The sequence below is a fragment of the Dentiradicibacter hellwigii genome, assembly GCF_041770905.1.
Taxonomy (GTDB): domain Bacteria; phylum Pseudomonadota; class Gammaproteobacteria; order Burkholderiales; family Rhodocyclaceae; genus Propionivibrio; species Propionivibrio hellwigii.
In genome coordinates this window covers 1,796,473-1,822,817 of sequence record NZ_JBEUWX010000002.1, presented here as the reverse complement: position 1 = coordinate 1,822,817, position 26,345 = coordinate 1,796,473, and the positions used below count along the sequence as shown (strand labels likewise).

Annotated in this window: 24 protein-coding genes; 6 read left to right on the top strand and 18 right to left on the bottom strand. The window is 61.1% G+C overall.

Features of this window, described 5'->3' with window-relative positions:
• The first annotated feature begins 12 nt into the window (after positions 1–12).
• Both ABCS64_RS10555 and ABCS64_RS10550 read left to right on the top strand, forming a co-directional pair.
• Complete coding sequence (locus ABCS64_RS10555) at positions 13–1,887, top strand: NAD-binding protein (RefSeq protein WP_418891795.1); 1,875 nt, start codon at positions 13–15, stop codon at positions 1,885–1,887.
• Between the two features lie 119 nt (positions 1,888–2,006).
• Complete coding sequence (locus ABCS64_RS10550; RefSeq protein WP_418891741.1) at positions 2,007–3,386, top strand: IS1380 family transposase; 1,380 nt, start codon at positions 2,007–2,009, stop codon at positions 3,384–3,386.
• Between the two features lie 438 nt (positions 3,387–3,824).
• On the opposite strand, the gene ABCS64_RS10545 is transcribed toward ABCS64_RS10550, so the two are convergent.
• The 8 genes from ABCS64_RS10545 to ABCS64_RS10510 form a co-directional block, all read right to left on the bottom strand.
• On the bottom strand, positions 3,825–5,834 hold the full coding sequence (locus ABCS64_RS10545; protein ID WP_418891794.1) for a primosomal protein N': 2,010 nt from the start codon (positions 5,832–5,834) through the stop codon (positions 3,825–3,827).
• A gap of 488 nt (positions 5,835–6,322) precedes the next feature.
• Positions 6,323–7,447: a uroporphyrinogen decarboxylase gene (hemE, locus tag ABCS64_RS10540; RefSeq protein ID WP_418891793.1), complete on the bottom strand. Its 1,125-nt coding sequence runs from the start codon at positions 7,445–7,447 to the stop codon at positions 6,323–6,325.
• 828 nt (positions 7,448–8,275) lie between these two features.
• Positions 8,276–9,049 carry a sulfite exporter TauE/SafE family protein gene (locus ABCS64_RS10535; RefSeq protein WP_418891792.1) on the bottom strand — a complete coding sequence of 258 codons (774 nt, stop codon included), beginning with the start codon at positions 9,047–9,049 and terminating at the stop codon, positions 8,276–8,278.
• Positions 9,036–9,650 (bottom strand): DUF2242 domain-containing protein, encoded by a 615-nt coding sequence (locus ABCS64_RS10530; protein WP_418891791.1) that lies wholly within the window; start codon positions 9,648–9,650, stop codon positions 9,036–9,038. Before ABCS64_RS10530 ends, ABCS64_RS10535 begins: the two co-directional genes overlap by 14 nt.
• A 16-nt stretch (positions 9,651–9,666) precedes the next feature.
• Entirely contained in the window at positions 9,667–10,002 is a 336-nt protein-coding gene (locus tag ABCS64_RS10525) for a hypothetical protein (protein WP_418891790.1), read from the bottom strand.
• A gap of 8 nt (positions 10,003–10,010) precedes the next feature.
• Entirely contained in the window at positions 10,011–10,871 is an 861-nt protein-coding gene (locus tag ABCS64_RS10520; RefSeq protein ID WP_418891789.1) for a Tim44 domain-containing protein, read from the bottom strand.
• A 49-nt stretch (positions 10,872–10,920) separates the two neighbouring features.
• Positions 10,921–11,655 carry a bifunctional demethylmenaquinone methyltransferase/2-methoxy-6-polyprenyl-1,4-benzoquinol methylase UbiE gene (gene ubiE, locus ABCS64_RS10515; protein ID WP_479686659.1) on the bottom strand — a complete coding sequence of 245 codons (735 nt, stop codon included), beginning with the start codon at positions 11,653–11,655 and terminating at the stop codon, positions 10,921–10,923.
• Between the two features lie 146 nt (positions 11,656–11,801).
• A complete protein-coding gene (locus ABCS64_RS10510; RefSeq protein WP_418891787.1) occupies positions 11,802–12,230 on the bottom strand; it encodes a gamma-butyrobetaine hydroxylase family protein in 429 nt (142 codons plus the stop codon).
• 66 nt (positions 12,231–12,296) lie between these two features.
• Here ABCS64_RS10510 and ABCS64_RS10505 point away from each other — a divergent pair, with 66 nt between their 5' ends.
• Positions 12,297–12,488 carry a hypothetical protein gene (locus tag ABCS64_RS10505; protein WP_418891786.1) on the top strand — a complete coding sequence of 64 codons (192 nt, stop codon included), beginning with the start codon at positions 12,297–12,299 and terminating at the stop codon, positions 12,486–12,488.
• Here ABCS64_RS10505 and ABCS64_RS10500 read toward each other — a convergent pair whose 3' ends face one another.
• From ABCS64_RS10500 to metG, 10 genes are all read right to left on the bottom strand, one after another.
• Positions 12,489–12,992: a hypothetical protein gene (locus ABCS64_RS10500; RefSeq protein ID WP_418891785.1), complete on the bottom strand. Its 504-nt coding sequence runs from the start codon at positions 12,990–12,992 to the stop codon at positions 12,489–12,491.
• Between the two features lie 371 nt (positions 12,993–13,363).
• Positions 13,364–13,738 carry an acylphosphatase gene (locus ABCS64_RS10495; protein ID WP_418891784.1) on the bottom strand — a complete coding sequence of 125 codons (375 nt, stop codon included), beginning with the start codon at positions 13,736–13,738 and terminating at the stop codon, positions 13,364–13,366.
• Complete coding sequence (locus tag ABCS64_RS10490) at positions 13,735–14,262, bottom strand: NADH-quinone oxidoreductase subunit B family protein (RefSeq protein WP_418891783.1); 528 nt, start codon at positions 14,260–14,262, stop codon at positions 13,735–13,737. Before ABCS64_RS10490 ends, ABCS64_RS10495 begins: the two co-directional genes overlap by 4 nt.
• Positions 14,263–14,264: 2 nt before the next feature.
• On the bottom strand, positions 14,265–15,821 hold the full coding sequence (locus ABCS64_RS10485) for a hydrogenase large subunit (RefSeq protein ID WP_418891782.1): 1,557 nt from the start codon (positions 15,819–15,821) through the stop codon (positions 14,265–14,267).
• A gap of 4 nt (positions 15,822–15,825) precedes the next feature.
• Positions 15,826–17,280 carry a hydrogenase 4 subunit F gene (locus ABCS64_RS10480; RefSeq protein WP_418891781.1) on the bottom strand — a complete coding sequence of 485 codons (1,455 nt, stop codon included), beginning with the start codon at positions 17,278–17,280 and terminating at the stop codon, positions 15,826–15,828.
• A complete protein-coding gene (locus tag ABCS64_RS10475; protein WP_418891780.1) occupies positions 17,277–17,963 on the bottom strand; it encodes a formate hydrogenlyase in 687 nt (228 codons plus the stop codon). Before ABCS64_RS10475 ends, ABCS64_RS10480 begins: the two co-directional genes overlap by 4 nt.
• On the bottom strand, positions 17,963–18,910 hold the full coding sequence (locus tag ABCS64_RS10470; RefSeq protein ID WP_418891779.1) for a respiratory chain complex I subunit 1 family protein: 948 nt from the start codon (positions 18,908–18,910) through the stop codon (positions 17,963–17,965). The genes ABCS64_RS10475 and ABCS64_RS10470 overlap by 1 nt, the downstream gene beginning before the upstream one ends.
• Before the next feature lie 4 nt (positions 18,911–18,914).
• Positions 18,915–20,942, bottom strand: a complete 2,028-nt coding sequence (hyfB, locus tag ABCS64_RS10465) for a hydrogenase 4 subunit B (protein WP_418891778.1) — start codon at positions 20,940–20,942, stop codon at positions 18,915–18,917.
• The gene (locus tag ABCS64_RS10460) at positions 20,939–21,196 is read right to left on the bottom strand and encodes a hypothetical protein (RefSeq protein ID WP_418891777.1); all 258 of its coding nucleotides are present in this window, start codon (positions 21,194–21,196) and stop codon (positions 20,939–20,941) included. The genes hyfB and ABCS64_RS10460 overlap by 4 nt, the downstream gene beginning before the upstream one ends.
• Positions 21,197–21,239: 43 nt before the next feature.
• Complete coding sequence (metG, locus tag ABCS64_RS10455; RefSeq protein WP_418891776.1) at positions 21,240–23,402, bottom strand: methionine--tRNA ligase; 2,163 nt, start codon at positions 23,400–23,402, stop codon at positions 21,240–21,242.
• 379 nt (positions 23,403–23,781) lie between these two features.
• On the opposite strand from metG, the gene apbC reads away from it, so the two are divergent.
• From apbC to dcd, 3 genes are all read left to right on the top strand, one after another.
• Complete coding sequence (gene apbC / locus ABCS64_RS10450; protein WP_418891775.1) at positions 23,782–24,873, top strand: iron-sulfur cluster carrier protein ApbC; 1,092 nt, start codon at positions 23,782–23,784, stop codon at positions 24,871–24,873.
• A gap of 163 nt (positions 24,874–25,036) precedes the next feature.
• Positions 25,037–25,552 (top strand): superoxide dismutase family protein, encoded by a 516-nt coding sequence (locus ABCS64_RS10445; RefSeq protein WP_418891774.1) that lies wholly within the window; start codon positions 25,037–25,039, stop codon positions 25,550–25,552.
• Between the two features lie 209 nt (positions 25,553–25,761).
• A complete protein-coding gene (gene dcd, locus ABCS64_RS10440) occupies positions 25,762–26,331 on the top strand; it encodes a dCTP deaminase (RefSeq protein ID WP_418891773.1) in 570 nt (189 codons plus the stop codon).
• Positions 26,332–26,345: the final 14 nt, after the last annotated feature.

The window sequence follows — 26,345 nt, the reverse complement described above, 5'->3', positions numbered from 1 at the left end:
TCCGGCGGGCGCATGAACGAAGTTTCCTTCGTTATCCTGCGGCGTTTGCGCCGTCCACTCATTGCGCTGGTCATCGCCTATGCGATTTCCGTGTGGGGGATGGTGGTCATCCCTGGCATTGATGAAAACGGCCTACCCGATCATCTGAGTTTCTTTCATGCCCTGTACATCGTCAGCTATACCGCGACGACCATCGGCTTCGGCGAAATTCCCCATCAATTTACCGATCTGCAGCGCGCCTGGATCATCGTTTGCATCTATCTGTGCGTCGTGGCCTGGGCCTATACGCTTGGTAGCGTCTTCCACCTCTCGCAGGATCCCACCTTTCGCCGGGCGATCAGCCGCCGGCGCTTCATGATCCGCGTGCAGCGCCTACAGACGCCGTTTGTCCTGATTGCCGGTTATGGCCAGAGCGGCATCATGCTGGCGCGCATGCTTGATCGCATGGGTTACCGCATCGTCATCATCGAACAGCGGCACGAACGCGCGTCGCGCATCGAGATCGATGAATTCGAGCGGCGCCCGATCTTCTGGGACGGCGACGCCCGCCTGCCCGACGTGCTGGTCGACGCCGGCGTGACGCATCGCCACTGCATAGCGATGGTGGCGATGGCCGGCAACGACGAAACCAACCAGTCGGTGGCCATCGGCGGCACGGTGCTCAATCCCTCGCTACGCATCATCGCCCGAGTGCACACGCCGATGGCGCAGGCAAACCTGAAGTCTTTCCGCAACATCGAGCTGATCAATCCATACGAAACATTTGCCAGCAATATACGCCTCGACATGGGATCGGCGACAAAGCTGCGCGCCATCGAATGGCTTTCCGGACTGCCGGGCGGCGAATGCCCCGAATCGCTGAATCTGCCGAAAGGATACTGGGTCGTCTGCGGGTCGGGCGCCTTTTCGCTCTATGTCGCCGCAGCGCTCGAACAGGCCGGCGTCAGCTATTCGCTCATCAACATCGATACGGCGCACAAAACCGAGGATGATCTCGTTCGGCTGACAAGCTTGCAGGAGATGGAAGACGATGAATTGCACCAGGCCGGCATCGAAAGAGCCGTTGGCTTGGTGGCCGGCACCGACTCCGTCGCCGTTAACCTGGCGCTGATCAACCGCGCCCGTCTGGTCAATGACAATCTCTATGTAGCAATTCGCCAGACGCATGTCGTCAATGCCAGCCTGGTGGACGCTTCAATGGCTAATCTGCGCTTCGTCAAAGCCGAAGTCGTCGCCCATAAGGCGCGGCAGTTGCTCACCTCGCCGCTGCTGATTCGCTATCTGCGCCATCTTGAGTGCGATGACGATACCCTGGCGCAGCGCACGATCGAACTGCTGCAAACGCAAGTTGGCGAGAAGGTCCCGTTTATGTGGGCGTTTAACTGTTTTGCTTCCTATGCCGGATTGCGCGATGCACTGTCGCCGGATATTGATCCGCCGTTATCGATCGCCGACCTGCTGTCGCATCCGACAACGCCCGCCGAGCGCCTGCCCGCCTTCGCCTTGCTGCTGCTGCGCAACCAGACGGAAATCCCCCTGCCGCCGGAAGACACCGTGCTGCGCTCCGGCGATCGTATTCTGTTCGCCGGCCAGCGCGGCGTGGCGGACTTGCAGCGCCGCTTCCAGATCGAACCCGGCGTGCTGGAGTTTGTCCGGACCGGCGTTGAAGTGCCGCGCAGCTGGCTGTTCCGTTATTTCCGTTCGGCGAAAGAACGGCGGCTTCGGTGGGAACGCCTGCAACAACGCCTTGCCGCAGCGCGGCGCGCCAGTGCTGAAAATGCTGAAGACCCAGAAGAAACTGGTGAGGCCAATGACGCCGATTTTACCGATGAGGATCGCCGCAGCGATGGGGCGGAATCTTCCGGGCAGAGCGCGGACGATCGCTGAGTATCCTGGCGCAGCCCGGCCTAGCCCGCATTTCTCACAGATAGAAGGTGCATCGCGGCCGGAGATATAAGAAAGTTTTTTTGCGAGAACGACTTAACCATATCTCTGAGGAAGCCGCGATGCCGACACAGTGTACCGTAGTCAGCCCATGCGCGAAGCGTATTGATGGCCGCCAGGTGGCGGTGGATTTCGACGGAGGGCAGATCAGTTCGGATGCGGGCGCGCTGTTGCTGCGCGAGGTCGATCGCACCTTGCGGCTGACCGAACGGGTGGCGGCCTGCTTCGAGGATGGGCGCGATCCGGAGCTGATCGAACACACGGTGCACACGTTGGTGATGCAACGGATCGTGGGGATCGCGCTGGGCTACGAGGACCTGAACGATCACGATCAATTGCGCCGTGACCCGGTACTGGCCACGCTGGCCGGTAAGCTCAGCGCTCGGCGCAAGGGCTGCGAGCTGCTGGCGGGCAAGTCGACCTTGAACCGGCTCGAACATGCCCCCGACACCAAGGACGGTTCGCGCTATCACAAGATCGCTCACGATCCGGCGGCCTTCGAGTCGCTGTTCGTCGCGTGCTTCATTGAGGCGCACGAGCAGGCACCTGACGAGATCATCCTCGATCTGGACGCCACCGACGACCCGCTGCACGGCCAGCAGGAAGGGCGTTTCTTCCATGGTTACTACGGCGGCTACTGCTACCTGCCGCTGTACATCTTCTGCGGCCGACATCTGCTCGCCGCCAAGCTGCGCCGGGCCAACACGGATGCCTCGGCGGGCAGCATCGATGAACTCGAACGCATCGTCACCCAGATCCGCCGCCACTGGCCGGAGGTGCGCATCGTGCTGCGTGCCGACTCGGGCTTTGCGCGCGATGCCTTGATGAGTTGGTGCGAGCAGACGCACATCGACTTCGTCTTCGGGCTGGCCAAGAACGACCGGCTCAAGGCCCAGATCGAAACCGAGATGAGCCAGGCGCAGGCCGAATGCACCCAGACCGGCAAGCCCGCACGGCGGTTTCGCGACTTCACCTACCGCACCCTTGACAGCTGGTCGTGCGCCCGGCGGGTCGTCGGCAAGGCCGAGCAGCTGCCGGGCAAGGCCAATCCGCGCTTCATCGTCACCAGCCTGGACGCTCAGCGCTGGCCGGCACGCGAACTGTACGAGGCGCTGTACTGCGCCCGAGGCGAAATGGAGAACCGCATCAAGGAGTGCCAGCTACACCTGTTCGCCGATCGCACCTCAACGGCGACGATGCGGGCCAATCAGCTGCGGCTGTGGTTCGCCTCCTTCGCCTACGTCATGCTCGAAGCGCTGCGCCGCATCGGGCTGGCTGGCACCGAACTGGCCGAGGCCACCTGCGAGAGCCTGCGCCTGAAACTGCTCAAGATCGGCGCACGGGTCAAGATCAGCGTGCGCCGCATCCATGTCAGCATGGCCAGCAGTCATCCGTTCCAGACCACCTGGCGCCTGGCCCAGGCCAGACTCGCCCCCGGCTGATCCGCCACGCCACCGTGGCCCTGCTGATCCGATCGCGCTCCCGTTCGCGCGAGGCGGTCTCATGCCCAAACAGCGCCGCTTGCCCCCTCAACGCACCTGACCGCCCGCAGAACCTCACCCGCCTGCACTCCATTGGCCGCTCGCGGGCCTGAATCCTCGCGGTCACGGCAACGCGTGAAGGAAAAAGCCGCGCCAACGGGGGCCGAACCGTGAGGGTGTGAGAAATGTGGGCTAGTGTGCCGTGCCGCCGCACCCGCCGGACCACTGCTGGAGCCCGCGTAAACAGGGCATCTCCGGCCCCCATGCCCTGAATCCCTTTATTTATAAGGGTTCCAGAGGTGCCTGCCTAGGAACGCCCTGTTTACGCGGGTTTTCGGGCGCCCACATCTGAAACGCCCTAAATACGCGGGCTTGCGGGTAGGCGCCCGGCGCGCTTTGTCAGAATGCCATCGGATCGACTTCCAGATGCCAGCGCAGTCGGGACGGCGTTTTGATTGCTGCAACAGCCGACCGCCAGGGGGTGAGAAATGCCTGCAAGACCCGCCGTGAAGGCGATTCGACGAGCAGTTGCGCGCGTTCGAGATTGGCGCGGCGGGCCAATCGCATGGGGACGGGGTCGTACAGCATGACCTCCGGATACTCTGCGGCCTGCGGCCAGGCACGCGCCGTGGCCAGAAAGGCGATGGCATCGGCCATGTGCGGCGATTCGGCGCGGAGCATGGCCTGGTAGGTGTAGGGCGGGAAGCCGGCCTGCTCGCGTTCCTTGAGCTGCGCCTCGGCAAAGCCGGCATAGTCGTGGCGCACCAGCGCCGCGTAAAGCGGGTGATCGGGATACTGCGTCTGGATAATGACCTCGCCGGGCAGATCGGCGCGGCCGGCACGGCCGGCAACTTGCATCAGCTGGGCGAACAGCCGCTCCGCCGCCCGCCAGTCGGCGGCGAACAGGGCGGCATCGGCGCCCAGTACGCCGACCAGCGTCAGCTTTGGGAAATCATGCCCCTTGGCCAGCATCTGCGTGCCGACGAGGATGTCGGCCTCCCCGGCGCGAATGCGGGCGACCAAGGCTTCCCATTGTTTACGGCTTTTTGCCGCATCGCGGTCAACGCGCAGCACGCGGGCATAGGGAAAGCGCGCGGCGAGCGCCGCTTCCAGCCGTTGCGTGCCGCGCCCGAAGGGCATGATGTCCTGGTTACCGCAGGTTGGACAATGTTTCGGCACGCGGCACTCGAAGCCGCAGTGGTGGCAGCGCAACCGCCGATCCGCCAGATGCAGCACCAGATTGGCGGCACACCGCCGGCAATGCGAAATCCAGCCGCATGCCGGGCAGGACAGCACCGGCGCATAGCCGCGCCGGTTGAGGAAGACGAGGCTTTGTTCTCCGCGCGCCAGACGCATGTTGATCGCCGCCAATAAAGCATCGCAGCATCCGTCCTGCAATTTTTCCTGACGCGTGTCAATGCGCCGCACCGCCGGCAGGCGCGCGCCGCCGATGGCGCGCGCCTTGAGCGTGAGCAGCTGGTAGCGCGCCCGGGTGCGCGGGTCGGTCGCATTCGCCCAGCTTTCCAGCGACGGCGTCGCCGAGCCGAGCACGATCGGAATATCACGGGCGCGGGCACGAAACACGGCCACATCGCGCGCCGAATAACGCATGCCCTCCTGCTGCTTGAACGAAGCGTCATGTTCCTCATCAACGATGATCAGGCCAAGATCAGGCAGCGGCGTAAATACCGCCAGCCGCGTCCCCAGTACGATGCGCGCCGCGCCTTCGAACGCCGCCCGCCAATGTTGCGCGCGCGCCGCTTCGCCCAGCTCGCTGTGCAGGCTGACCAGCGGCACATCCGGAAAACGCGCGGCTACGCGCTCTTCGAGCTGCGGCGTCAGATTGATTTCCGGCACCAGCAGCAGCGCCTGCCGGCCAGCGGCCAGCGCCCGCGCAATCAGGCGTAGATAAACTTCGGTTTTGCCGCTGCCGGTCACGCCATGCAGCAGGTATGGGTGGAAGCCTTCTTCGCCGGTAATGGCCGCCAGCACGGCTTCCTGCTCATCGGTCAGTGCCGGCGCGGGGCAGGGAAATGGCGTTCGGGCGGTACGGCGCGGTGTTCTCGCCCGTGGCGGGTCGATGCGGCGCAGCCTTGCCGGCAGGGTCGAGAGCATGACTTCGCCCAGCGGCGCATGGTAGTAGGCTGCACAGAACTCGCATAGACGAAACCATTCGGCCGGCAGCGGCGGCAGGTCACGCAGCACCGCATCGGCGTCCTTGAGCCGCGTTTCGGCCAGTTCGCTGTGTTTGGGCAGCGCGGTCAGCACGCCGATGCGCATTTGCCGGCCGAACGGGACGCGCACGCGCAGCCCGATGTCGGCAGCGCCCAGAAGCTCACCCGCCGGCGCGTAATAATCGAACAGGCCGTCCAGCGGAACATCAAGGGCAATACGGATAATCTGGCGCACGCAATAGGCTCTTTAAGACAAGCTCAGGCACCCCAAGCCATCAAGCGGCAGCGCCGGCGGCACGGGCCTGAATGGGGCGCGCCTGGCAAAATCTCTTGCCGCACAAACGGTGGAAGGACTGGAACAACGGAAAAACCGCCGCGCGACGGCGCCCCCTTTAAAGACGGGGCAAAAGCAGAATGAAATATCATGTAGTTGTGCTGCCTTTTTCATTTGCTTTCTACGAAACGCGCCTAACGCTTTCTCTCGACAAGATTTTTTCGTTATGCACATTTTCTGTGGATAATTTTGTGGAATTGGGCTGAAAAAAGTGCCTAATTACGTGTTCCATAAGGGTTTTCATTGGCTTGCCTGAAAAATAATCAGAAAAATATCTTTTAATAATCAATTAGATAAAAATAATTTGCTGATTATCAACGAGTTTTTGAATGCGCCGGCACAACAAGCTGATTTTTGTGCATAAGTCAAGCGTTCGCCGCCGGTCTGTTCTACGCTATTTCAGGATGTCCGGCCGGATTTCCGGCTGGATTTCCCGCCTTATTTTCCGATAACAAAGGTTTGCGGCGATAGGCATGAACCGTTTCGACCAGCACGGCAATGTTTTCGGGTGGCGTGTATTGGGAAATCCCGTGGCCGAGGTTGAACACATGCCCGGTATGCCCCGCGCCATAGCAATCCAGCACCTTGATGGCCTCTGCCGCCACGACCGTCGGCGGAGCGAAGAGGACATTCGGATCGAGGTTGCCCTGCAAGGCGACCTTATCGCCGACGCGCCGGCGCGCTTCGCCCAGATCAATCGTCCAGTCCAGACTGATGGCGTCACAGCCGCAGGCCGCGATGGCCTCCAGCCACAGGCCGCCGCCTTTGGTAAATACGATCACGGGAACGCGGCCGTCCTTTTGTTCACATTTCAGGCCGGCAATGATCCGCTGTAGATACGCCAGCGAAAACGCCCGGTATGCGGCCGTCGACAGGCTGCCGCCCCAGGTATCGAACAGCATCAGCGCCTGCGCGCCGGCTTCGATCTGAGCGTTGAGGCAGGCCGTCACCGCCTCGGAAGTCACCGCCAGCAAGTGATGCAGCAAATCCGGACGCGCGTAGAGCAGGGTCTTGATATGGCGATAGTCGCTGCCGGAAGCGCCTTCAACCATGTAGCAGGCCAGGGTGTAAGGGCTGCCGGCAAAGCCGATCAGTGGCACGCGATCGCCGAGCGCACGCCGCACCTGGGCAATCGCATCAGTCACATAACGCAGGCGATCGTAGGGGTCTGGTACGGCCAGCCGCAGAATGTCCCGCTCTTCACGCAAGGGGCGTTCAAAACGCGGCCCTTCACCCTCGCTAAAATACAGCCCCAGCCCCATGGCATCGGGCACCGTCAGAATGTCGGAAAAAATGATGGCGGCGTCCAGATCGTAGCGCGCCAGTGGTTGCAGCGTCACCTCACAGGCGAGCGCCGGGTTCCTGCACAGATCGAGAAAGCCGCCGGCGCGCCGGCGCAGCGCACGGTATTCCGGCAGATAACGTCCGGCCTGACGCATCATCCAGATCGGCGTATGGTCGGTCGGCTGGCGCAGCAGCGCGCGCAGAAAATTGTCGTTACGGGGTCGAGCCATGACGGTTTTGATTGTTCAATAGGTGTATCAGGACAAAAACGGATTATGCGTTAATTTACAAAATTGAACCGCTATTAAGGCTTCTGGAACACGTCTCTGAACCCCACGTAAACAGGGCATCTCCCGGCACCCTGCCCTGGAGCCCTTTATTTATAAGCGCTTCAGGGGTGCCTGCCCGGAAACGCCCTATCCACGCGTGGTTCCGAGGGGGTGCTCCAGAAACTTAATAGCGGCTCGACTTTGCCAAAAAACAAAGCGGCGAGCCGCAGACAGTATGAGTAGTACGGCAAGGCGAAGCCAACGCCGTATTTTGGCAAAGGAAGCCGCTATTTCAGAAAAGCGCGGGGCGGCAGGCGGGAACAAGGGCTTGATTGTTTGAGCGTGAGCGAGTTATAAAGTCCGCCGCACAAGTACCAATCCAACCCGCGACAAGGAGTTTTCTGCGCCTGGGGTCGCCTTTCTTTGCTGACTTTCTTTGGCGAGATAAAGAAAGAAGGTAGGAAAGTCAGCGGGGCGCGCTGCCGCACAGCGCTACAGCATCAAGAGACGTCTTGTGGGTGGAAGTCAGCTCGCAGGCCTTGGCAATTCCTATAGTTAAAGTGTCTCAAGGTACTTGCCCGCTAGCCCGCGTATTTAGGGCGTTTCAGAGGAGGTGCCCGTAAACCCCTTGTATTTAGGTCATCTCCGGGCACCCTATCCGCAAACGCCCTATTTATAAGGGTTTCAGAGATGCCTATCCGGAGATCCTTTATTCATAAGGGCTTCAGAGGCGCCTACTTGGAAATGCCCTATCTACACGGGTTTCCGGGGCGCTATTTTTGACCGCGCTTAGGCCAGGGCGTCCCAGATCAGCTTGACGCCGCTGAGAAACAGCAGCAGGTAGCTGATCTGGAAAAAGGTTTTTTCAGAAATACGCTTGTGCAGCCAGATGCCAAGCCAGATTCCGAGCGGCACCAGCGGCGCAAAAAGCAGTGATAGGGAAAGATTGCTCAGGCTCAATTGGCCGAGAAAATAGTATGGCGCTAGCTTGACGTAATTGGCGATGCAGAACAGCAGCGCCGAGGTCGCGACAATGGCCGATTTGTCCAGACGCTGCGAGTAGATATAAACGGCAAAAGGCGGGCCGCCTGCATGCGCCAGCGTGCTGGTAAAGCCGGAAAATAGGCCGCAGATTGCGCCCGTGACCGGACCGGGCGTTTGCTCGCTCATGGACAGGCGGGCGGCCAGACGCTCGGTGAGTGCGAAGTATTTATTGACCGAGAAAAACACGGCGATAAGGCCGACGATCAGCCGGATTGCATTGACCGGAAGAATGCCGAACGCCAGGCTGCCCAGGGCGATGCCCGTCAGTACGCCGGGGAGCAGAATGCGCAGATGCCGGATCGACCAGCGCCCGCGCCAGGCGTAGACGCTGAAAATATCCATGGCGCAAAGAATGGGCAACATGATACCGGCGGCTTCCGGCGGGGCGACGACCAGCGATAGGATCGGTACGGCCAGCCCGCCGGCCGCTGCGCCGAATCCGCCCTTGGAAATACCGGTCAGCAGAATGGCGACGACGGCGACCGGATAAAACGCCAGCGGGGTTTCAGGGAGCGTCATCGGCGGCGGGCGTGGCTTTCTTCCCGCCTTCGAGCGATTCGATCAGATCGAACAGGCGCTGGTAGAACCCGGCGTTGGTAATGGTTTCCTCGCTGATTTTGACCAGCGTATTGCGATCCATCGTCCACGGCAGAGAAAGCGACCCCATGCCGGAAACACTCACGCCAGCGCTGCTGCCGCTCGATTTAAGTTCGTAATGGGTTTCCAGGGCGTTGGCGTAAATGATGGCGCCCCGCCCGCTCGCCAGGCAGACGAGATTGATGCCGAGGCGGACGACTCTTTCTGTTTCGGGTCGGAAGATTTTTTCGCCGTTCAGACTCAAGGTCTTGTCTTCACTGATACGGTAGCCCTGGCTCAACAGCGCGCGCTTGCCAGTTTCGCACGCCGCTTCGGGCGGACGCTTGCTGGCATAGGAAAAAGGCGTATCCGTCGTAAATGTTTCGTTCGCATGGACGCGTTTCTCCGGCGCGCTAGTGCTTTTGCAGGCAGTGAGCGTTAACGTCAGCCCAAGCCCGAGAATCAACGCCGATGCCTGTAAAAGCCGCTGAAAATATGGATGTTGCTTGTACCGCGGTGTTTGCGGAAAAAAGATCGAAGTCATGGCATTCATAAAATCATTAAAGGTAGGCGCACGTCCGGATTTCCATGCCGCCCAGTTGTCCCAGGCGTTGTTCGAGCGATGTCGTATCCCGGATCAGTGCGTTGATGGCGCGGGCTAATGCCTCCATCTCGGCCTGGCCGACGATGAGCGAGTTTTTCTCGCTGAAATATTCGGCGAAATGCCGTGCAAATGCGCGGGCAGCACGCGAAACGCCGGAAAAGACGGCACGGCCGCGCTGCGCCCGCCGTCGGACGGGTTGGGCGGCAATGTCTCCGACGCTGCGGGGCAGCGCGTCCTCGAAATTCCGGCGCAAATTGCGCAGGGTGAAAGCCAGCGCGGCAGCCGTCAGCATGGTGAGGATTACTGAATCTGCTGAATGCCGGCGACGACCCAGCCGCTGCTTCCGTCGATCGGCTTGCTCAGATGCCAGATTTCTTCAAAAGGCGCGGCGGCGCTTTCGGCATCGCCAAGGCTCTCTCGAATCATGCCGCCAAAGCGCACGCTGGCGATATAACGCGGGCCTTCTTGGACGACTTCCAGTAAATCGGCCGTAAGCGTCACGATGTCGGTTTGCTGGGGCGTATTGCCGCGCTCGTCCATCTGCAGCTTAATCTCGGCGTAGATTTCGGGCGTGACGAATTCGCGGATGTCGTCAAGGTTCTTCGCGTCGTTCGCTGCTTGTAGGCGGACAAAGTTGAGCTTGGCGACACGCAGGAAGGCTTCGTCGTCAAAACCGGCGAGGATGTTGCCGGCAGCCGAAGGCGTATGATCCGGCGCCTCCGCAGCCCGCATGGATTGGGCGTTTGCGGCCGCCCCGTCGGTATGGCGGGGCGATTGTCCGGGGGTGTTTACGCCCGCATAGCGCATCGGCGCCTGCTGCCCCTGTTGGGGACGGCGGAACAGACGGACAAGGAACATGCCGGCCATCACTAGCAGGACAAGCATGACGAAATTTGCCAGTTCAGCACTCAGGCCGAGATACGAAAACAGCGCGGCGAGGCCGAGGCCAGTCGCCAAGCCGGCGATCGGGCCGAGCCAGCTGCGCTGCGCCTGGCCCGGTGCGGGCGCGGCCTGGCGCTGCGGCGCGGCCGGGCGGGGCGTGAGCGCCCGGCGCTGCATACCGACGGAACGCCCGCCGCCCAAACGCGCGGCTTCGGCATCGTCGACGGTTGACACGACGGCGAGTAAGGCGATGAACATAGCGGCCAAGAATCTTTTCATCAGGCGTTCTCCTTGGGGTTTCTTGAATTTGATTGACTGAAAAATTCCTTCAGAACTTGAAGCCCCGATGCAGGGCGACAACACCCAGCGTCAGGTTGAAATATTCGACGTTTTCCAGCCCAGCGTGTTCCATCATCCGTTTCAGCGTCATCTGGTCCGGATGCATGCGGATCGACTCGGCAAGGTAGCGGTAGCTTGCTTCGTCCTGCGTCACGAGCCGGCCCAGCTTCGGGATGATTTTAAACGAATAGAAATCGTAGGCCGGCGCCAGCGGCTTCCAGATCCGCGAGAATTCGAGGATCAGCAGGCGTCCGCCCGGGCGCAGAACACGGCGCATTTCGGCGAGCGCCCTGTCCTTGTGCGTCATGTTGCGCAAACCAAAAGCGACCGTCACGCAATCAAAATAATCATCGGGGAACGGCAGCTTTTCAGCGTCACACTGCGCTACCGGCAATAGAATCCCCTGATCGCACAAGCGATCGCGGCCGTGCGTGAGCATGGCGTTGTTGATGTCGGTCAGCCAAACTTCGCCGCTTTTGCCGACGCGCCGGGCGAAAGCGCGCGACAGGTCGCCGGTGCCGCCTGCCACATCAAGCACGCGCGCGCCTTCGCGCACGCCACTGCGGTCGATGGTAAAGATTTTCCAGAGCCGATGCAGTCCGCCGGACATCAGATCGTTCATCAGGTCGTAGCGCGTCGCCACCGAATCGAATACGCCGGCGACGCGCCGCGCTTTTTCGCTCTCGGCAACGTGTTCAAAGCCGAAATGGGTTTGTTTATCCATGGCAGGGTCAGGGCGATCGACGTTCATATTTTCGGGCAACGACGCAATTTTAGGCGATTGCTGGACGATCGTACGCCATCAGGCGCGCAACGAGGGCAATAAGCATGGCGAACAGGCAAAGGCGCGGCGTATTCCGTACGCGGCGCTCAGTGTCTGACCAGGCCACATTGCACTGCGGGCGGCTGCGGCGACGGCGGGCATTCGGCCGGATCGCGGCTGCCACCGGCTGCGGCGAGGCGGTCGAGGTAGGCTTGCCACAGCGCATCGCGGTGGCGGCAGAAGTTGTACAGCAGATCCCAGGAATACAGGCCGCTGTCGTGACCGTCGGAAAAAACCAGGCGAAGCGCGTAATTGCCAACGGGTTCGATGCGCTCGATTTCGACGTCGCGCTTGCCCAGTTGCAGGGTTTCCTGGCCGCGTCCGTGACCGCGCACTGCCGCCGAAGGCGAAAATACGCGGAGAAACTCGTGGCTGAGTTCATAGTGCGCGTTCTCATAAACGAGTTCGAGGCGGCGGGTTTTCTGATGCAGCCGGATTTCGGTGGGAATCGGCGTATCGGGAGAAAGTCCGGTCATAGCGAATATCAGTCGGTCGAACCCGGCGGAGAAGGCGGGCGAGGACGGAGGAATGCAGGAATGGGCGTGAATGAGAAACGAATCGGGCAAAAAAGCCGGCGCGCCAATCATAACGTAAAACGCCTCGTCCCCGATGGCGATGTAAAGTCAATCACGCTGAAAACCGGGCAGTTTTACGCCCGTTGTCTGGCCGCCGAGCCTTCCAGATATCTGGGCAGTCCGGTGCAGCGCGCCACGATCCGGTCTGCCGGGCCTTGATCAATCGTCATCGTCATCGTCATCATCATCATCGTGATGGCGGCGATGGCGCGGGAATTGGCGATACCCGCGCCAGCGGTAACCGTCGTACATATGGCGCCTGCGCCATTCTTCACGGTAGCGGAAATGGGGCGGAGGCGGCGCATCGTAACCCATGTAGCGTGGCGCGAACTCGCGGCGATACCAGCTATCCCGCACAAAATACACCGGCTCGCTGCAAGCGCCGTATTCGCGGCAGTGGCGGCGCCAATGCTTGATGTGCCGGGGAGGAACGCGAAAATATACCGGCGGCCCCATGAATGGCGACGGGGTGACGATGACAGGTTGGGAATAAACCAGGGGTGGGGGTGGATGGCCGCCGATATCAATGCGCCCGTAAAACCCCGGATCCCCGATGCTGAACGAGACTTCGGCACGGATGCTGCCGGCAAAACCGACAAGTGCTGCGAAGGCGAGAAGTCGGACGGCAATGGCAAAAAACAGCGGGCGGTGTTGCTTCAACATGATGAGTCTCCTTTTTTTCCGTTCAGCATCGGCGCGTTTTCCGTACATTGCGTCCCGTCTGTGGCGGCGCGCCTTGCGACTGTTTTTATTCAGTCAACGACATTCAAACAACGCGCTATCTCTGTATCTGGCCGACGTGGCAAAGGTAAAAGATTGTGTCACGCCAATAGTACATGGGATGTGCACCGAATGTACATCGCGTGCGGCATGGAAAAGTACAAAGTGTACGAAATGGCTGCGCCGGAGGCCGGAAAGCCGTGCTGGATGCGGGGCAAGCGATTGGCGATCTTATGCCGCGTCGTATTACTGGAGGCTTGACAATGCAACCCAGATGGCGCACTAAAGGTCGTGGGCAGATATCAGTGCGGTGATTACACAGAAGGTTTGCGCCGGAAGGGAAAGTATTCCTGGGGGCGAGCTTCTGACAAGTCGGGTGGCGGTGATTCCGGCGGAAATGCCGCTGAAAGGTGTTCCAGAAAGGACGCCGGGTGTGCCCCCGGAAAAGGCATTTCCTGGCAGGTCACGCGGTCGATCCGCGCCAGGCGCGGGCCATGATGGGCCCAGGTAATCAAGGCATTGACGTGCGCTTCCTCGCCGCAGAAAAAAGCTTCGACGTGGCCGTCATGGTGGTTGCGCACCCAGCCGCCGACGTCGAGACGCAGGGCTTCGGCACACAGCGCGTTGCGGAAGCCGACGCCCTGCACGCGGCCTTCGATCAACAGCCGGCAGGCAATACGGCGGTTCATTGAGCTTCGCGGGTATCCGGTGCAATGGCGGCGAGGATGCCCTGCATCAGCTGCAGCGGTGTCGGCGGGCAGCCCGGGATGGTGACATCGACGGGAATCACGTTGGCGACGCGCCCGCACGAGGCATAGCTCTCACCGAACGGACCGCCGGTACAGCCGCAGTCGCCGACGGCGACAACGAGTTTCGGCGCGGGCGTCGCCTCGTAGGCACGTTTGAGCGCGGTTTCCATGTTTTTGGCGACCGGCCCGGTGACGAGCAGCATATCGGCATGACGCGGGCTGGCGGAAAACTTGATGCCAAGCGCTTCGAGGTTGTAATAGGGGTTGCCCAGCGCATGGATTTCCAGCTCGCAACCGTTGCAGGAACCGGCATCGACGTGGCGGATGACCAGCGCACGGCCGAGCAGGCGGTGCATTTCGCTGTCCAGACGTTGCCGGACGGCGACCAGCATGGCGTCATCGGCGGCAGGCGGCGGCTCGGTGACGATGCCGGTGCGGAGAATCTGTCGGATGAGGGGAAACATGGCTACAAATCCGGCCCGGAATAAGAAAGATTGAACGATTTGTTGATCAGCGGAAAATCGGGAACGATGTTGTCGATCACCGCATGTTCGAGCGCCGGCCAGTTGTGCCAGGAAGGGTCGTGGCAATGGCAGCGGCGGATTTTGCCGTCGGCGCCGGTTTCCAGCGCCACCAACACGTCACCGCGCCAGCCTTCAATCCAGCCGAAACCGCGCCGGTTGGGCTGGCTGTGTAGCACGGTGCGTGTTTCGCCTTCCGGCAGGTGGTCGAGCAGCGCCCGGATCAAGGCAAACGATTCAAACAGTTCGGTAAAGCGCACGGCGGCGCGTGCGGCAACGTCGCCACGCCGCTCGAGCGCCAGCATTGGCACCATCCGGTCGTAAGGCAGGCATGGGTGGTTGCAGCGCAGGTCCCACGCCTGCCCGCTGGCGCGGCCGGCCAAACCGATGAGGCCGAGTCGACGCGCCAGATCGGGCGTGACGGTGCCGGTGGTCAGAAAGCGATCCTGCAGGCCGGCGTGTTCGTCGTAAATGGCCTTCAGCCGGCGCACCTCCTTCTCGACGGCGTCACACTGACTGTGTAAAGCACCGACACCGGCAGCGTCGATATCGACGGTCACGCCGCCGGGAACGATGCGATCCTTGGTGAAGCGGTGCCCGAACAGGCGGGCGTTAAGGCGCACCCAGTCTTCCTTCAGGCGCATGAACTGCATCAGCCCGAAGGCAAGCGCAACGTCGTTGCCCAGGTAGCCGAGATCGCTCAGGTGATTGGCGATGCGTTCGCGTTCGAGCAGCAGGGCGCGCAGCCAGGCGGCGCGCGGCGGCGGCACGACCTCGGCGATGGCTTCGGCGGCCTGGCTGTATGCCCAAGCGTAAGCGACCGTGGTATCGCCGGAAATCCGGCCGGCCAGCAGGGCGCCTTCGGCCAGCGGCATACCGATGAAACGCCGGTCGATTCCTTTATGTTTCCAGCCCAGGCGCTCCTCCAGGCGGAGCGTGCGTTCGCCCATCGTCGAAAAACGGAAGTGGCCCGGTTCGATGATGCCGGCGTGGATCGGGCCGACAGCAATTTCATGGACGCCCTCGCCCGCGACACGGACGAAGGGATAATCTTCATTTTCCGCCGGAAACTGGCGATCCGGCGTGTCGCGGCGCAGCGGAAAGTAGTCGGCCGGCCAGTTGGCGTGGCGTAGCCAGGGGCGCGTATCCTCGCCGTCCTTGATGCGCAGGCCGAGCAGGTCACAGGCGGCGCGCTGCAGGCGGTTGGCGCTGTAAAACAGTGACGCCAAATCGGGGAAGGCGGGGTTGTCTGCCGGCAGCGGCAGGCTCAGGCATACCAGCCCTTCGGCCAGATCGAAGGCGACATGCAGGGCAAAGCCGGCGTCAGCATCCGCAGCGCGGTCACGCTCGTCACTCCCCCACAGGCTGACCAGCCGCCGGCCGGCGCGATGAACGGCAACGCTGAAATCCACTAACTGCGCGGCACTGACGGTCGCCACGTAAGCGGCCATCGTCTGGCCGGCGACAGGCGAAAAATCGATGGGCTGATCGAGGAATCGCATGAGGCTATCCGATGAAAGCGACGGCCTGGTGGAACCACTCGGCCAGATAGGGCGGAATCCACAAACCGAGCATGAGCACCAGGCCAAGATGTAGGAACACCGGCAATAGCGCCGGATTGTGCGCCAGCGGCTTGACTGTCGGCTCGCCGAAAACCATGCCCTGCACCTTATGGAACATGGCCGCGAAGGCAACGCCCAGCGCAATCAGCAGAATCGGCGCCGCCCAGGGGTGCTGCCGAATGGCGATGGTCAGGATCATGAATTCGCTGGCGAATACGCCGAAGGGCGGCATGCCGAGAATGGCCAGCGTGCCGAGCATGAGTCCCCAGCCAATGGTGGGCGAGCGTTTGAGCAGGCCGCGGATGTCTTCGATGGTCTGTGTGCCGGCCATTTGTGCGGCATGGCCGACGGCGAAGAAAATGGCCGACTTGGTTAACGAATGCACGGTCATGTGCAGCAGGCCGGCAAAGATGGCGACCGGCCCGCCCATTCCGAAGGCGAACGTGATCAGCCCCATGTGCTCGATCGAAGAAAAGCCAAACAGGCGCTTGATGTCTCTCTGGCGGGAGAGGTAAAAAGCCGGCACGACGACGGTCAGCAGGCCGAAGGCCATCATTAGGTTTTCCGCAAAGCGGGTGCCCAGCGCCCCGTCGACGAGCACCTTGCCGCGGATGATGGCGTAGAGCGCCACATTGAGCAGCAAGCCGGAAAGTACGGCGGAAACGGGCGTTGGCCCTTCGGCGTGGGCATCCGGCAGCCAATTGTGCAGCGGCACCAGACCGGTCTTGGTGCCGTAACCGACGAGCAAAAACACAAAAGCCAGCGACAGCGTCGTCGGCTCGAGCAAGGTGCGCACGCCGTTCAGATGCGTCCATAGCAGCGCATGTCCTTCGCTGCCGAGCATGCGTTCTGCGGCAAAGTAAATGAGGATGGTGCCGAATAGCGCCTGGGCGATGCCGACGCCGCACAGGATGAAGTATTTCCATGCCGCTTCCAGACCCGCCGGCGTGCGGTAAAGGGCGACGAGCAGAACGGTGGTCAGCGTCGCCGCCTCCATGGCGACCCAGAGGATGCCGAGATTGTTGGTCGACAGCGCCGTCAGCATGGTGCACATGAACATCTGGAACATGCTGTGATAGAGCCGCAATCGCCCTGCCGAAAGGCGGCCGTAATCATGCTCGATGCGCATGTAGGGGCGCGAGAACAGGGCGGTAGTGAAACCGACCAGCGCCGTCAGCGCGATCAGGAAAACATTGAGCGGGTCCACGAAAAACTGCATGTCGTATGCCCACATCGAACCGTCGGCAATAATGCGCCGGGTCAGGAAGGCGGCGGCGATCAGGGTCAGCAGGCTGCACACGGCATTGATCGTGCCCGCCGCGCGCCAGTGGCCGACCAGCGCCAGCAATATCGCGGCGAAAAGCGGAATGCCGAGAACACAGCCCAGTTCAACCGTCATTTTTCGTGCGCCTTTTGTGTCTGTTCCATGCGGCTGATGTCCAGGCTGTCAAACTGCTCGCGGATCTGGAAGAAGAAAATGGCCAGGATGACCATGCCGACCATGACATCGAGCGCAATGCCCAGTTCGACGACCATCGGCATGCCATACGTGGTGCTCGTGGCGGCGAAAAACAGGCCGTTTTCCATAGCCAGGAAGGCGATCACCTGCGGTACGGCCTTGCTGCGCGTGATCATCATCAGGAAGGAGAGCAGTACGCAGGCCAGCGCGATGCCGACGGTCGAGCGCATGATCGTGCCGGAGAGCTGCGAGATCGGCTGCGCTACGTTGAAGGAAACAATCACTAGCAGAATGCCGACCAGCATCGTTGTCGGGATGTTGAGTAGCGTCTCGACATCCCACTTGACCGACAGCCGGCGGATCAGGCGGTGCAGGATCCAGGGCAGGGCAAGTACCTTGAGGAGCAAGGTTAGCGCCGCCGACCAGTAAAGGTGCCGCTGATGTGTTGCCACGGCGACGATCAGCGTCGAGCAGAATAGGACGAATCCCTGCATCATGAACAGGTTGATCAGTGTCAGGATGCGCCGCTGCGAAAGCATGGCGAAACCGAGCAGCAGCAGGATCGCTGCGCACAGGTTGATGAGCGGCAGGGCTTCCTGGATGAGCAGCGAGGGGAGCATCATCACGCCCTCAACAGCAGGTGAACGAGCATGGCTAGCACGGCCAGCATGAAGGCGGCGCCGAGAAATTCCGGCGTGCGGAAAACGCGCATTTTGGCCGAGAGCGTTTCGATCAGCGCTAGGCAAAAACCGCTGACAGCCAGCTTGGCGAGCAGGATGAGCGCTGCGCGGCCCAGTGACAGCGGGTCGGAGGCATCAGGGATGCCAAAGGGAAAGAACAGCGCGATGCCGATGCACGAGTAGGTGAAAAGTTTGAGGCTGGACGCCCATTCGATCAGCGCCAGATGGCGGCCGGAATATTCGAGAATCATCGCTTCGTGGATCATCGTCAGCTCCAGGTGCGTCGTCGGATTATCCACCGGCACGCGCGCATTTTCGGCCAGTGAAACCATGACGAAGGCGACGCCCGAAAAAGCCAGGCTTGGGTAGATGGCGAACTCGCGGTTGCCCAGGCTATCGACGATCGTTGATAGCGAGGTCGATTGCGAAATGAGTGAGGCGGTGAAAAACACCATCAGCAGCGCCGGTTCAGCGAGAAAGCCGATCAGCATTTCACGGCGCGCGCCGAGCGAGCCGAACGCCGTGCCAACATCCATGCCTGCCAGTGCGATGAAAACGCGCGCCAGTGCAAACAGGCCGACCAGGGCGATGGCATCGGCGGCTGGTGACAGAATTAGATCAGTAGATAGGGTGGGCACGATGGCCGAAGCCAGAGCCATGCAGGCAAAAATCACATAGGGGGCGGTACGGAACAGCGACGAGGCGTTGTCCGCCAGCACCACTTCCTTGCGGAAGAGTTTGTGCAGTGTGTAATACGGTTGCAGTAAAGAGGGCGCCGAACGATTCTGCAGCCAGGCACGGCACTGGTTGACCCAGCCGACGAGCATGGGCGCCAAGATAATGGCAGCAGTCAGTGCGAGCATTTGGGCGAAGAATGGGTAAAACCTCATCGCCTCATCCCCGCGTCAGCACCAGCAACGCGATCAGTGTCACGAAACTGTAAAGTAAATAAATGGCAATCCGCCCCTGCTGAAGCAACGCCGCCAGGCGCGTGCCGTATTCGACGAAGCGGGCGATCGGTAGATACAGCCAGTACCAGGTTGGGTCTTCGACAACACTGCGGTAGACCGGCGCTTTGTCGAAGGGCGAGGGGTGCATGCGCGTGCGGCGCAGGAATACATCGAAAATACGCCGCACGGGCTGACCAAAGCCCTCGGCCGTGTCCTGCATACGCGGCGTTTGCAGCGGAAAGCCGCAATCCCAGGCCGGCGCGCGCCGATGCCCGGGCATTCCCTGTTGGCGGCGCTGAAAACGGCGCACGGCAAAATAGACGATCGGCGTCAATATGGCCAGGCTGACGAAAAAGGCCAACGCACTGTAACTGGCGCGATCGGCATTGATCGGCGTGAGCAGCCACCAACTGTTGGTTGCCGCATCACGCAGGCTAACACCGACCAGCAGGCGCGTGACCGGGTCGAGCAGGGTCACGACCGCATTCGGCAGCAGGCCGAGCAAAACGCAGCCGAACGCCAGCCAGAGCAGGCCAAGGCGTTCAAACTGACCGGCGTCGTGCGCCTCGGAGAGCTTTTCTTCACGCGGCTGGCCGAGAAAAATGACGCCGAAAAACTTGACCATCGCAAAGCCGGCCAGCGCGGCCACCAGCGCCACGGCCGCCGCGACGACCGGCAGAAGCATATTCAGATAGCCGTGCGGCAGCCCGGAAGTAAACAGAAAGCTTTGCAGCAACAGCCATTCTGAAACAAAGCCGTTGAGCGGCGGCAGCCCGGCGGCAGCGAGCGTGCCGACGAGAGCCAGCCAGGCCACCCAGGGCATACGGTGAATGAGGCCGCCCAGTTTGCCGAGATTGCGCTCGTGCGTGGCATGCAGCACGGAGCCGGTCGACAGGAACAGCAGCCCCTTGAAAAAAGCGTGGTTGAGGCAGTGATACAGCGTAGCGGTGAGTGCCAGCGCCGACAGATAGGGGAGCTGGAAGGTGACGAAAATCAGTCCGAGGCCGGCGCCGACCAGGATCAGGCCGATGTTTTCGATCGAAGAATAGGCGAGCAGGCGCTTCATGTCGCTCTGGATCGCCGAATAGATGACGCCGAACAGCGCCGTCAGCAGCCCGGCGACCAGCATCAGCGCCCCCCACCACCAGGTTTCCGCATCCAGCAGATCGAAGCTGACGCGCAGGATGCCGTATACAGCGGTTTTCAGCATGATGCCGCTCATCATTGCCGACACCGGCGAAGGCGCGGCCGGGTGCGCCTCCGGCAGCCAGATATGCAGAGGCAGCATGCCGGCCTTGGCGCCAAAACCGAAGAGTGCCAGCAGAAAAGCGCCTGCCGCCCAAGCGCCGCTGCGCGGAAATTCGCGCATGGCCTCGAACGTATAGTCGCCGGCGCCACCGGCCATGACGCCAAAAGACAGCAAAATGCCGATGGCGCCGATGTGGGCGATCAGCAGATAAAGATAAGCGGCGCGCCGAATCTCGGCGTGGCGATGCTCGGACGCAACGAGAAAAAATGAGGACAGCGCCATCGATTCCCAGGCGACCATGAAGGCGTAACCGTCATCTGCCAGTAAAACGCAGGCCATGCTCACCAGAAAAACGTGATAAAGAAAACAGTAGAGGCCGGGCGGGGCGCTGTCGTCGCGGTGCATGTAGCCGGCGGCATAGAGGGAAATGCCTGCCGCCGCTGCGCCGAGCAGGAACAGAAAAAACGCCGAGAGCGCGTCCAGCCGCAGATGGAACGGCTGACCGGGAAGACCCAGCGGCAGGATGAGCGTTTGCGGTGAGGCCGCCATGGCCAGCAGCGCCTGCACGGCGACCAGCGCGGCGATGCCCGCGCCGAGCGGGAACAGGAGGCGGCTGATCAGGGTAAAGCGACCGGGCTGTACGAGGCCGATACAACCAATCAGCAGCCAGCCGGATGCGGCCAGCAGGATACTGTGGATTCCGTTGGAAAATAGCGCGCTCATTTCGGCGGCTCCGTCGGCGGCGCTGGCATTTCGAGCATTTCACGCAATAGTCTGGCAATGGCGTAGACCATCAGTACCAGGCCGCCGCCCAGGGCGATGAAAGCTTCCGCCTTCGTCGCCGGAAAGTCGCGAAAGAACAGGGGCACGCCGCGTATCAGCCAGAGCGCGCCTGAAGAAAACAGCGCAATGCCCAAAACATCGCAGGCAATATAGGCCAGCACTTTCGGTGTCAGGCGCAGCCGCATGGTTTTCATGCGGGTCGCCTCTGCCTCATTGCGCGCATTGCCGTCCTCCGGATTACTTGACCTTCATGCCGGCCTGCGCGCCTGCATCAGGCGACAGCAGGAAGATTCCCGGCATGTTGCCGTCCGCGTCGGAGGCGGCGAGGATCATGCCTTCGGACAAGCCAAACTTCATTTTGCGCGGCGCCAGATTAGCGACCATAACCGTATGGCGGCCGATCAGTGCGGCCGGGTCGTAAGCGGACTTGATGCCGGCGAATACCTGCCGGGGGCTGTCTTCACCAATGTCGAGCAAAAGGCGGAGCAGCTTTTCCGCCCCTTCGACATGGCTGGCATCGACAATGCGCGCCACGCGCAGGTCAACCTTCATGAAATCGTCGATGCTGATTGTTCCCTTGTCCGCGTTGTCTGCCGGCCCAGTTTTTCGGGAAGAAGATCCCTCTAGCGCGGCGGAGGCAGGGCGTGCGGCGGACTTGCCGGAGCGCTGCCCGTCCGCGTCGTGATGCGTTTTTGCTTTCGGTCCGGAATCTGCCGGAACGGCGTTCAGCGAGGCCTTGTTGGCTTCGATCAGCGCGGTAATCTGTTTTGGGTCGATGCGTGTCATCAGATGGCTGTAGGCGCCGATGACGTGACCGGCCGGCAACGGCGCCTGTGCGTCGTCCCAGGCAAGCGGAGGTACGCCGAGGAAAGCCTCGACCGCTTCGGCGACTTTGGGCAGAACGGGCTTGAGGTATACGGTTAGCAGGCGGAACGCCTCGATGGCCTGCGAACAGGCGGCATGTAAAGCTTCCTGCTGTCCTTCCTGTTTGGCGAGTTCCCAGGGTTTCCGGTCGTTGACGAAGACATTGGCGGTATCGGCCAAAGCCATGACTTCACGCAGGGCGCGCCCGAATTCACGCGCTTCGTAGGCGGCGGCGATGTTGCTGGCGGCATCGCGCAAGGGTTGCAGCCACGCCGCGTCAGTCGCAGCCAGACGGCCGCCGAAGCGCTTGCCGATGAAGCCGGCGCAGCGGCTGGCGATGTTGACATATTTGCCGATCAGGTCGGCATTGACGCGGGCCACAAAATCTTCGAGGTTAAGGTCGATGTCTTCCATTGTCGCGTTGAGCTTGGCGGCGTAGTAATAGCGCAGCCATTCGGGGTTCAGTCCCTGCTTCAAATAGCTTTCGGCGGTGATGAACGTGCCGCGCGACTTGCTCATCTTGGCGCCGTCGACGGTCAGAAAGCCGTGCGCGAAGACGCCGCTCGGTGTGCGGAAGCCGGCGTGCGCCAGCTGGGCCGGCCAGAATAGTGCGTGGAAATAGAGGATGTCCTTGCCGATAAAGTGATACAGCTCGGTTTGCGTATCTGCTTGCCAGTAGTCGTTGAAGTCGATGCCGTTTTTTTCGCACAGGTTTTTGAACGACCCCATGTAGCCGATCGGGGCGTCGAGCCAGACATAAAAGTATTTGCCGGGCGCCTCGGGAATTTCAAAGCCGAAGTACGGCGCATCGCGCGAAATGTCCCAGTCACTGAGCCGGTTTTCGCCTTCTGCGCCCAGCCATTCCTGCATCTTGTTGGCGGCTTCCGGTTGCAAATGGCCGCTGTCGTGCGTCCAGCGGCGCAGGAAATCCTGGCAGCGCGGGTCGGAAAGCTGGAAGAAATAATGCTTGGACTGGCGCAGCTCCGGCGTGGCGCCGGAAACGGCCGAGTAGGGGTTTTTCAGTTCATTCGGCGTGTAGGCGGCGCCGCACGACTCGCAGTTGTCGCCATATTGGTCGGGGGCGCCGCATTTCGGGCATTCGCCTTTAATGAAGCGATCGGGCAGAAACATCTGCCGGGTCGGGTCGTAATACTGTTCGATCGTGCGCGTTGCGATCAGGCCGTTTTCCCGCAGACGGGCGTAGATCAGGTTGGCGTAGTGGCGGGTCTCCGGCGAATGCGTCGTGTAGAAATTGTCAAAGCCGACGTGGAAGCCGGAAAAATCGCGGAAATGCTCATCATGCACGCGCGCGATCAGCGCCTCCGGCGTGATGCCTTCCTGCTCGGCACGCAGCATGACCGGCGTGCCGTGCGTATCGTCGGCGCAGACGTACCAGCACGCCGCTACCCGGTCTTTCGCCTGCATTTTCTGGAAGCGCACCCAGATATCGGTCTGGATATATTCGACAAGATGGCCGAGATGGATCGCGCCGTTGGCGTAAGGCAGGGCGGAAGTGACGAGAATTTTGCGGGACATGACGGTATGCAAGGCATTCTTAGGAATTGGCAAGCCGTCATTTTATAGCGAATGGTGGCTGAAACCTACCGTTCCATGCGCCTGTGCCCGATGAAAATCTTTGTAAACAAGGTGTCTCAGGGTGGGGCGCGGAGATGTTCCGGCCACGTGGGTTTTAGCGGGTCATTTGGCTATGATTTTCCATTTTATGTTTTTTGATGCCCTGAAGCCCTTTATTTACGTCGACTTCCGGGCATTTTATGTTTTCTGGCCTATTTGCACGAGGTTTCGGCGCACTTTTTTCAGCTAGACTGGTCACAGCTTCCAGGCGTCACGCGCAGCTTTGAATCCGCTTTGCCCGCACAGTCATACCGCTAGAAAATATTTCAAGGAACCCGTCATGGCAGTCACTCAGGAAAACGTACTTGCAGCCTTGCAGCAATGGATCGACCCGAATACGCGGAAAGATTATGTTTCCAGCCGGTCGGTCAAAAACCTCCGGATCGACGGCGGCAGGGTCGCGTTCGACATCGCGCTCGGCTATCCTGCCGGAACGCAAATCGAAACGATTCGTCAGGCATTGGTAGATCTCGTGCAGGCTGTCCCCGGCGTGACGGCGGTGGATGCCAATGTCGCCAGCAATATTGTTGCGCACGCCGTCCAGAAAGGTCTGAAACCGCTGCCGGGCGTCAGGAACATCATCGCCGTGGCTTCCGGCAAAGGCGGCGTCGGCAAAAGTACGACCGCCGTTAATCTGGCACTGGCGCTGGCGCAGGAAGGCGCGGCGGTAGGGCTGCTCGATGCCGACATCTACGGGCCATCGATTCCGCAGATGACCGGTCTTTCCGGCCAGCAGCCGGATTCTCCGGACGGAAAATCCATGACTCCGCTTATTGCGCACGGCATCCAGACGATGTCGATCGGCTTCATGATCGACGTCGATTCGCCGATGGTCTGGCGCGGACCGATGGTGACGCAGGCGCTCGAACAGCTGCTCAAGCAGACAAGCTGGCAGGACCTGGACTACCTGATCGTCGATATGCCGCCCGGTACGGGCGACACGCAACTGACCCTGGCGCAGAAGGTGCCGGTGACGGGCGCGGTGATCGTCACGACGCCGCAGGACATCGCCCTGATCGATGCGCGTAAGGGGCTGAAAATGTTTGAAAAAGTCGGCATTCCAATTTTGGGGCTGGTGGAAAACATGAGTTTGCATACCTGCTCGCAGTGCGGCCACGAAGAGCCTGTTTTCGGCAGCGGCGGTGGCGCCCGGATGGCGCAGGATTACGGCACGGAGCTGCTCGGCGCCTTGCCGCTGGAGCTGTCCATCCGTGAGATGACCGATGCCGGCAAGCCGACCGTGGTCGGTGCGCCCGATTCGCGCGCAGCAGAAATCTATCGTGCCATTGCCCGCCGCATTGCCGTCAAGATCGCCGAGAAAGCCAAGGATATGAGCGGCAGGTTTCCGAATATCGTCGTCCAGAATACCTAAAACATATGCGGCCGTACCGGCGCGATAAGTGATGCCGTGGCGCCGCTTTCCGTTTGCCTGCGGGCGGCAAAACCGCTAGTCTTGATCCTTGTGGGTTTTCGGCTTGCCGCCGTGGCGGCGGGATGGCCGGGAACACGTTTTCAACGACCTCAAGGAGAACGCTATGAAAAAAATGTGGCTATGCCTGCCGATCGTCGCGGCATTGAGCGCCTGCGCAGGCAGCGGTGCGGGCGGTGCGAACGCAATGGCGGGCGCGGAAGCTGTTCTGAAGGCGACGCAGGGGAACAGCGTTGCTGGCAGTGTGGTTTTCCGCCAGGAAGGCAATACACTGGTCGTCATGACGCAGGCTTCGGGGTTGACGCCCGGTGCGCATGGCTTCCACGTTCATGAATTTGGTGATTGCAGCGCGCCGGATGCGTCCAGCGCCGGCGGGCATTTCAACCCGATGGGCAAGCCGCATGGCAAGCCGGGTCAGGCCGACAGTCACGCGGGCGACATGCCTGAACTGGTTGCCGACGCCAAAGGCAATGTCCGCCAGATGGATCGCCTGACGGGCGTTTCTGTGAACGATTTCATCGGCAAGAGCGTCATCATCCATGCCGGTGGGGATGATTACAAGACACAGCCGACGGGTAATTCAGGCGCGCGCGTTGCCTGCGGAGTCATCGCTGCCAAGTAGGGCGGCGCTCTGCTGCTAGGATCGTCGGGCGGCGGCGCGTGTTTGCCGCCCGATGTGTGCCGCGCCGCATCCATGACCTGTTCCCTGCCCTGCTTTCCTCCCGTGCGCCGTTTTGTATGGAAAGCAGGTTTCATCGACTATAGAATACGCGCCTGAGCAATTTCCGATTCATTCTTCCGCTTTATTTCGTTGGCGCAGCAAGGAAAGCGATGTCCATCAAACCCGACAAATGGATCCGCCGCATGGCCGAGCAGTACGGCATGATCGAGCCGTTCGAGCCGCGGCTGGTGCGTGAACTCAACGGCGACAAGATCGTATCCTACGGAACGTCGAGCTACGGTTACGATATCCGCTGCGCCGATGAATTCCGCGTGTTCACCAATATCAATTCGACGATCGTCGATCCCAAGGCCTTCGATCCGCAGTCCTTCATCGAGGTTTCCGGCAAAGGCTATTGCGTCATTCCGCCCAATTCTTTTGCTCTGGCGCGTACGGTCGAATATTTCCGCATCCCGCGCTCGGTGCTGACGGTCTGTCTCGGTAAAAGCACGTATGCGCGCTGCGGCATCATCGTCAATGTCACGCCCTTTGAACCGGAATGGGAAGGCTTCGTGACGCTCGAATTTTCCAACACGACGCCCTTGCCGGCCAAAATCTATGCCGGCGAAGGCTGTGCGCAGGTGCTGTTCTTTGAATCCGACGAGGAATGCGAAACTTCGTACAAGGATCGGGGCGGAAAATACCAGGGGCAGATCGGCGTCACCTTGCCGAAAATCTGATTCCGAGGGTTGAT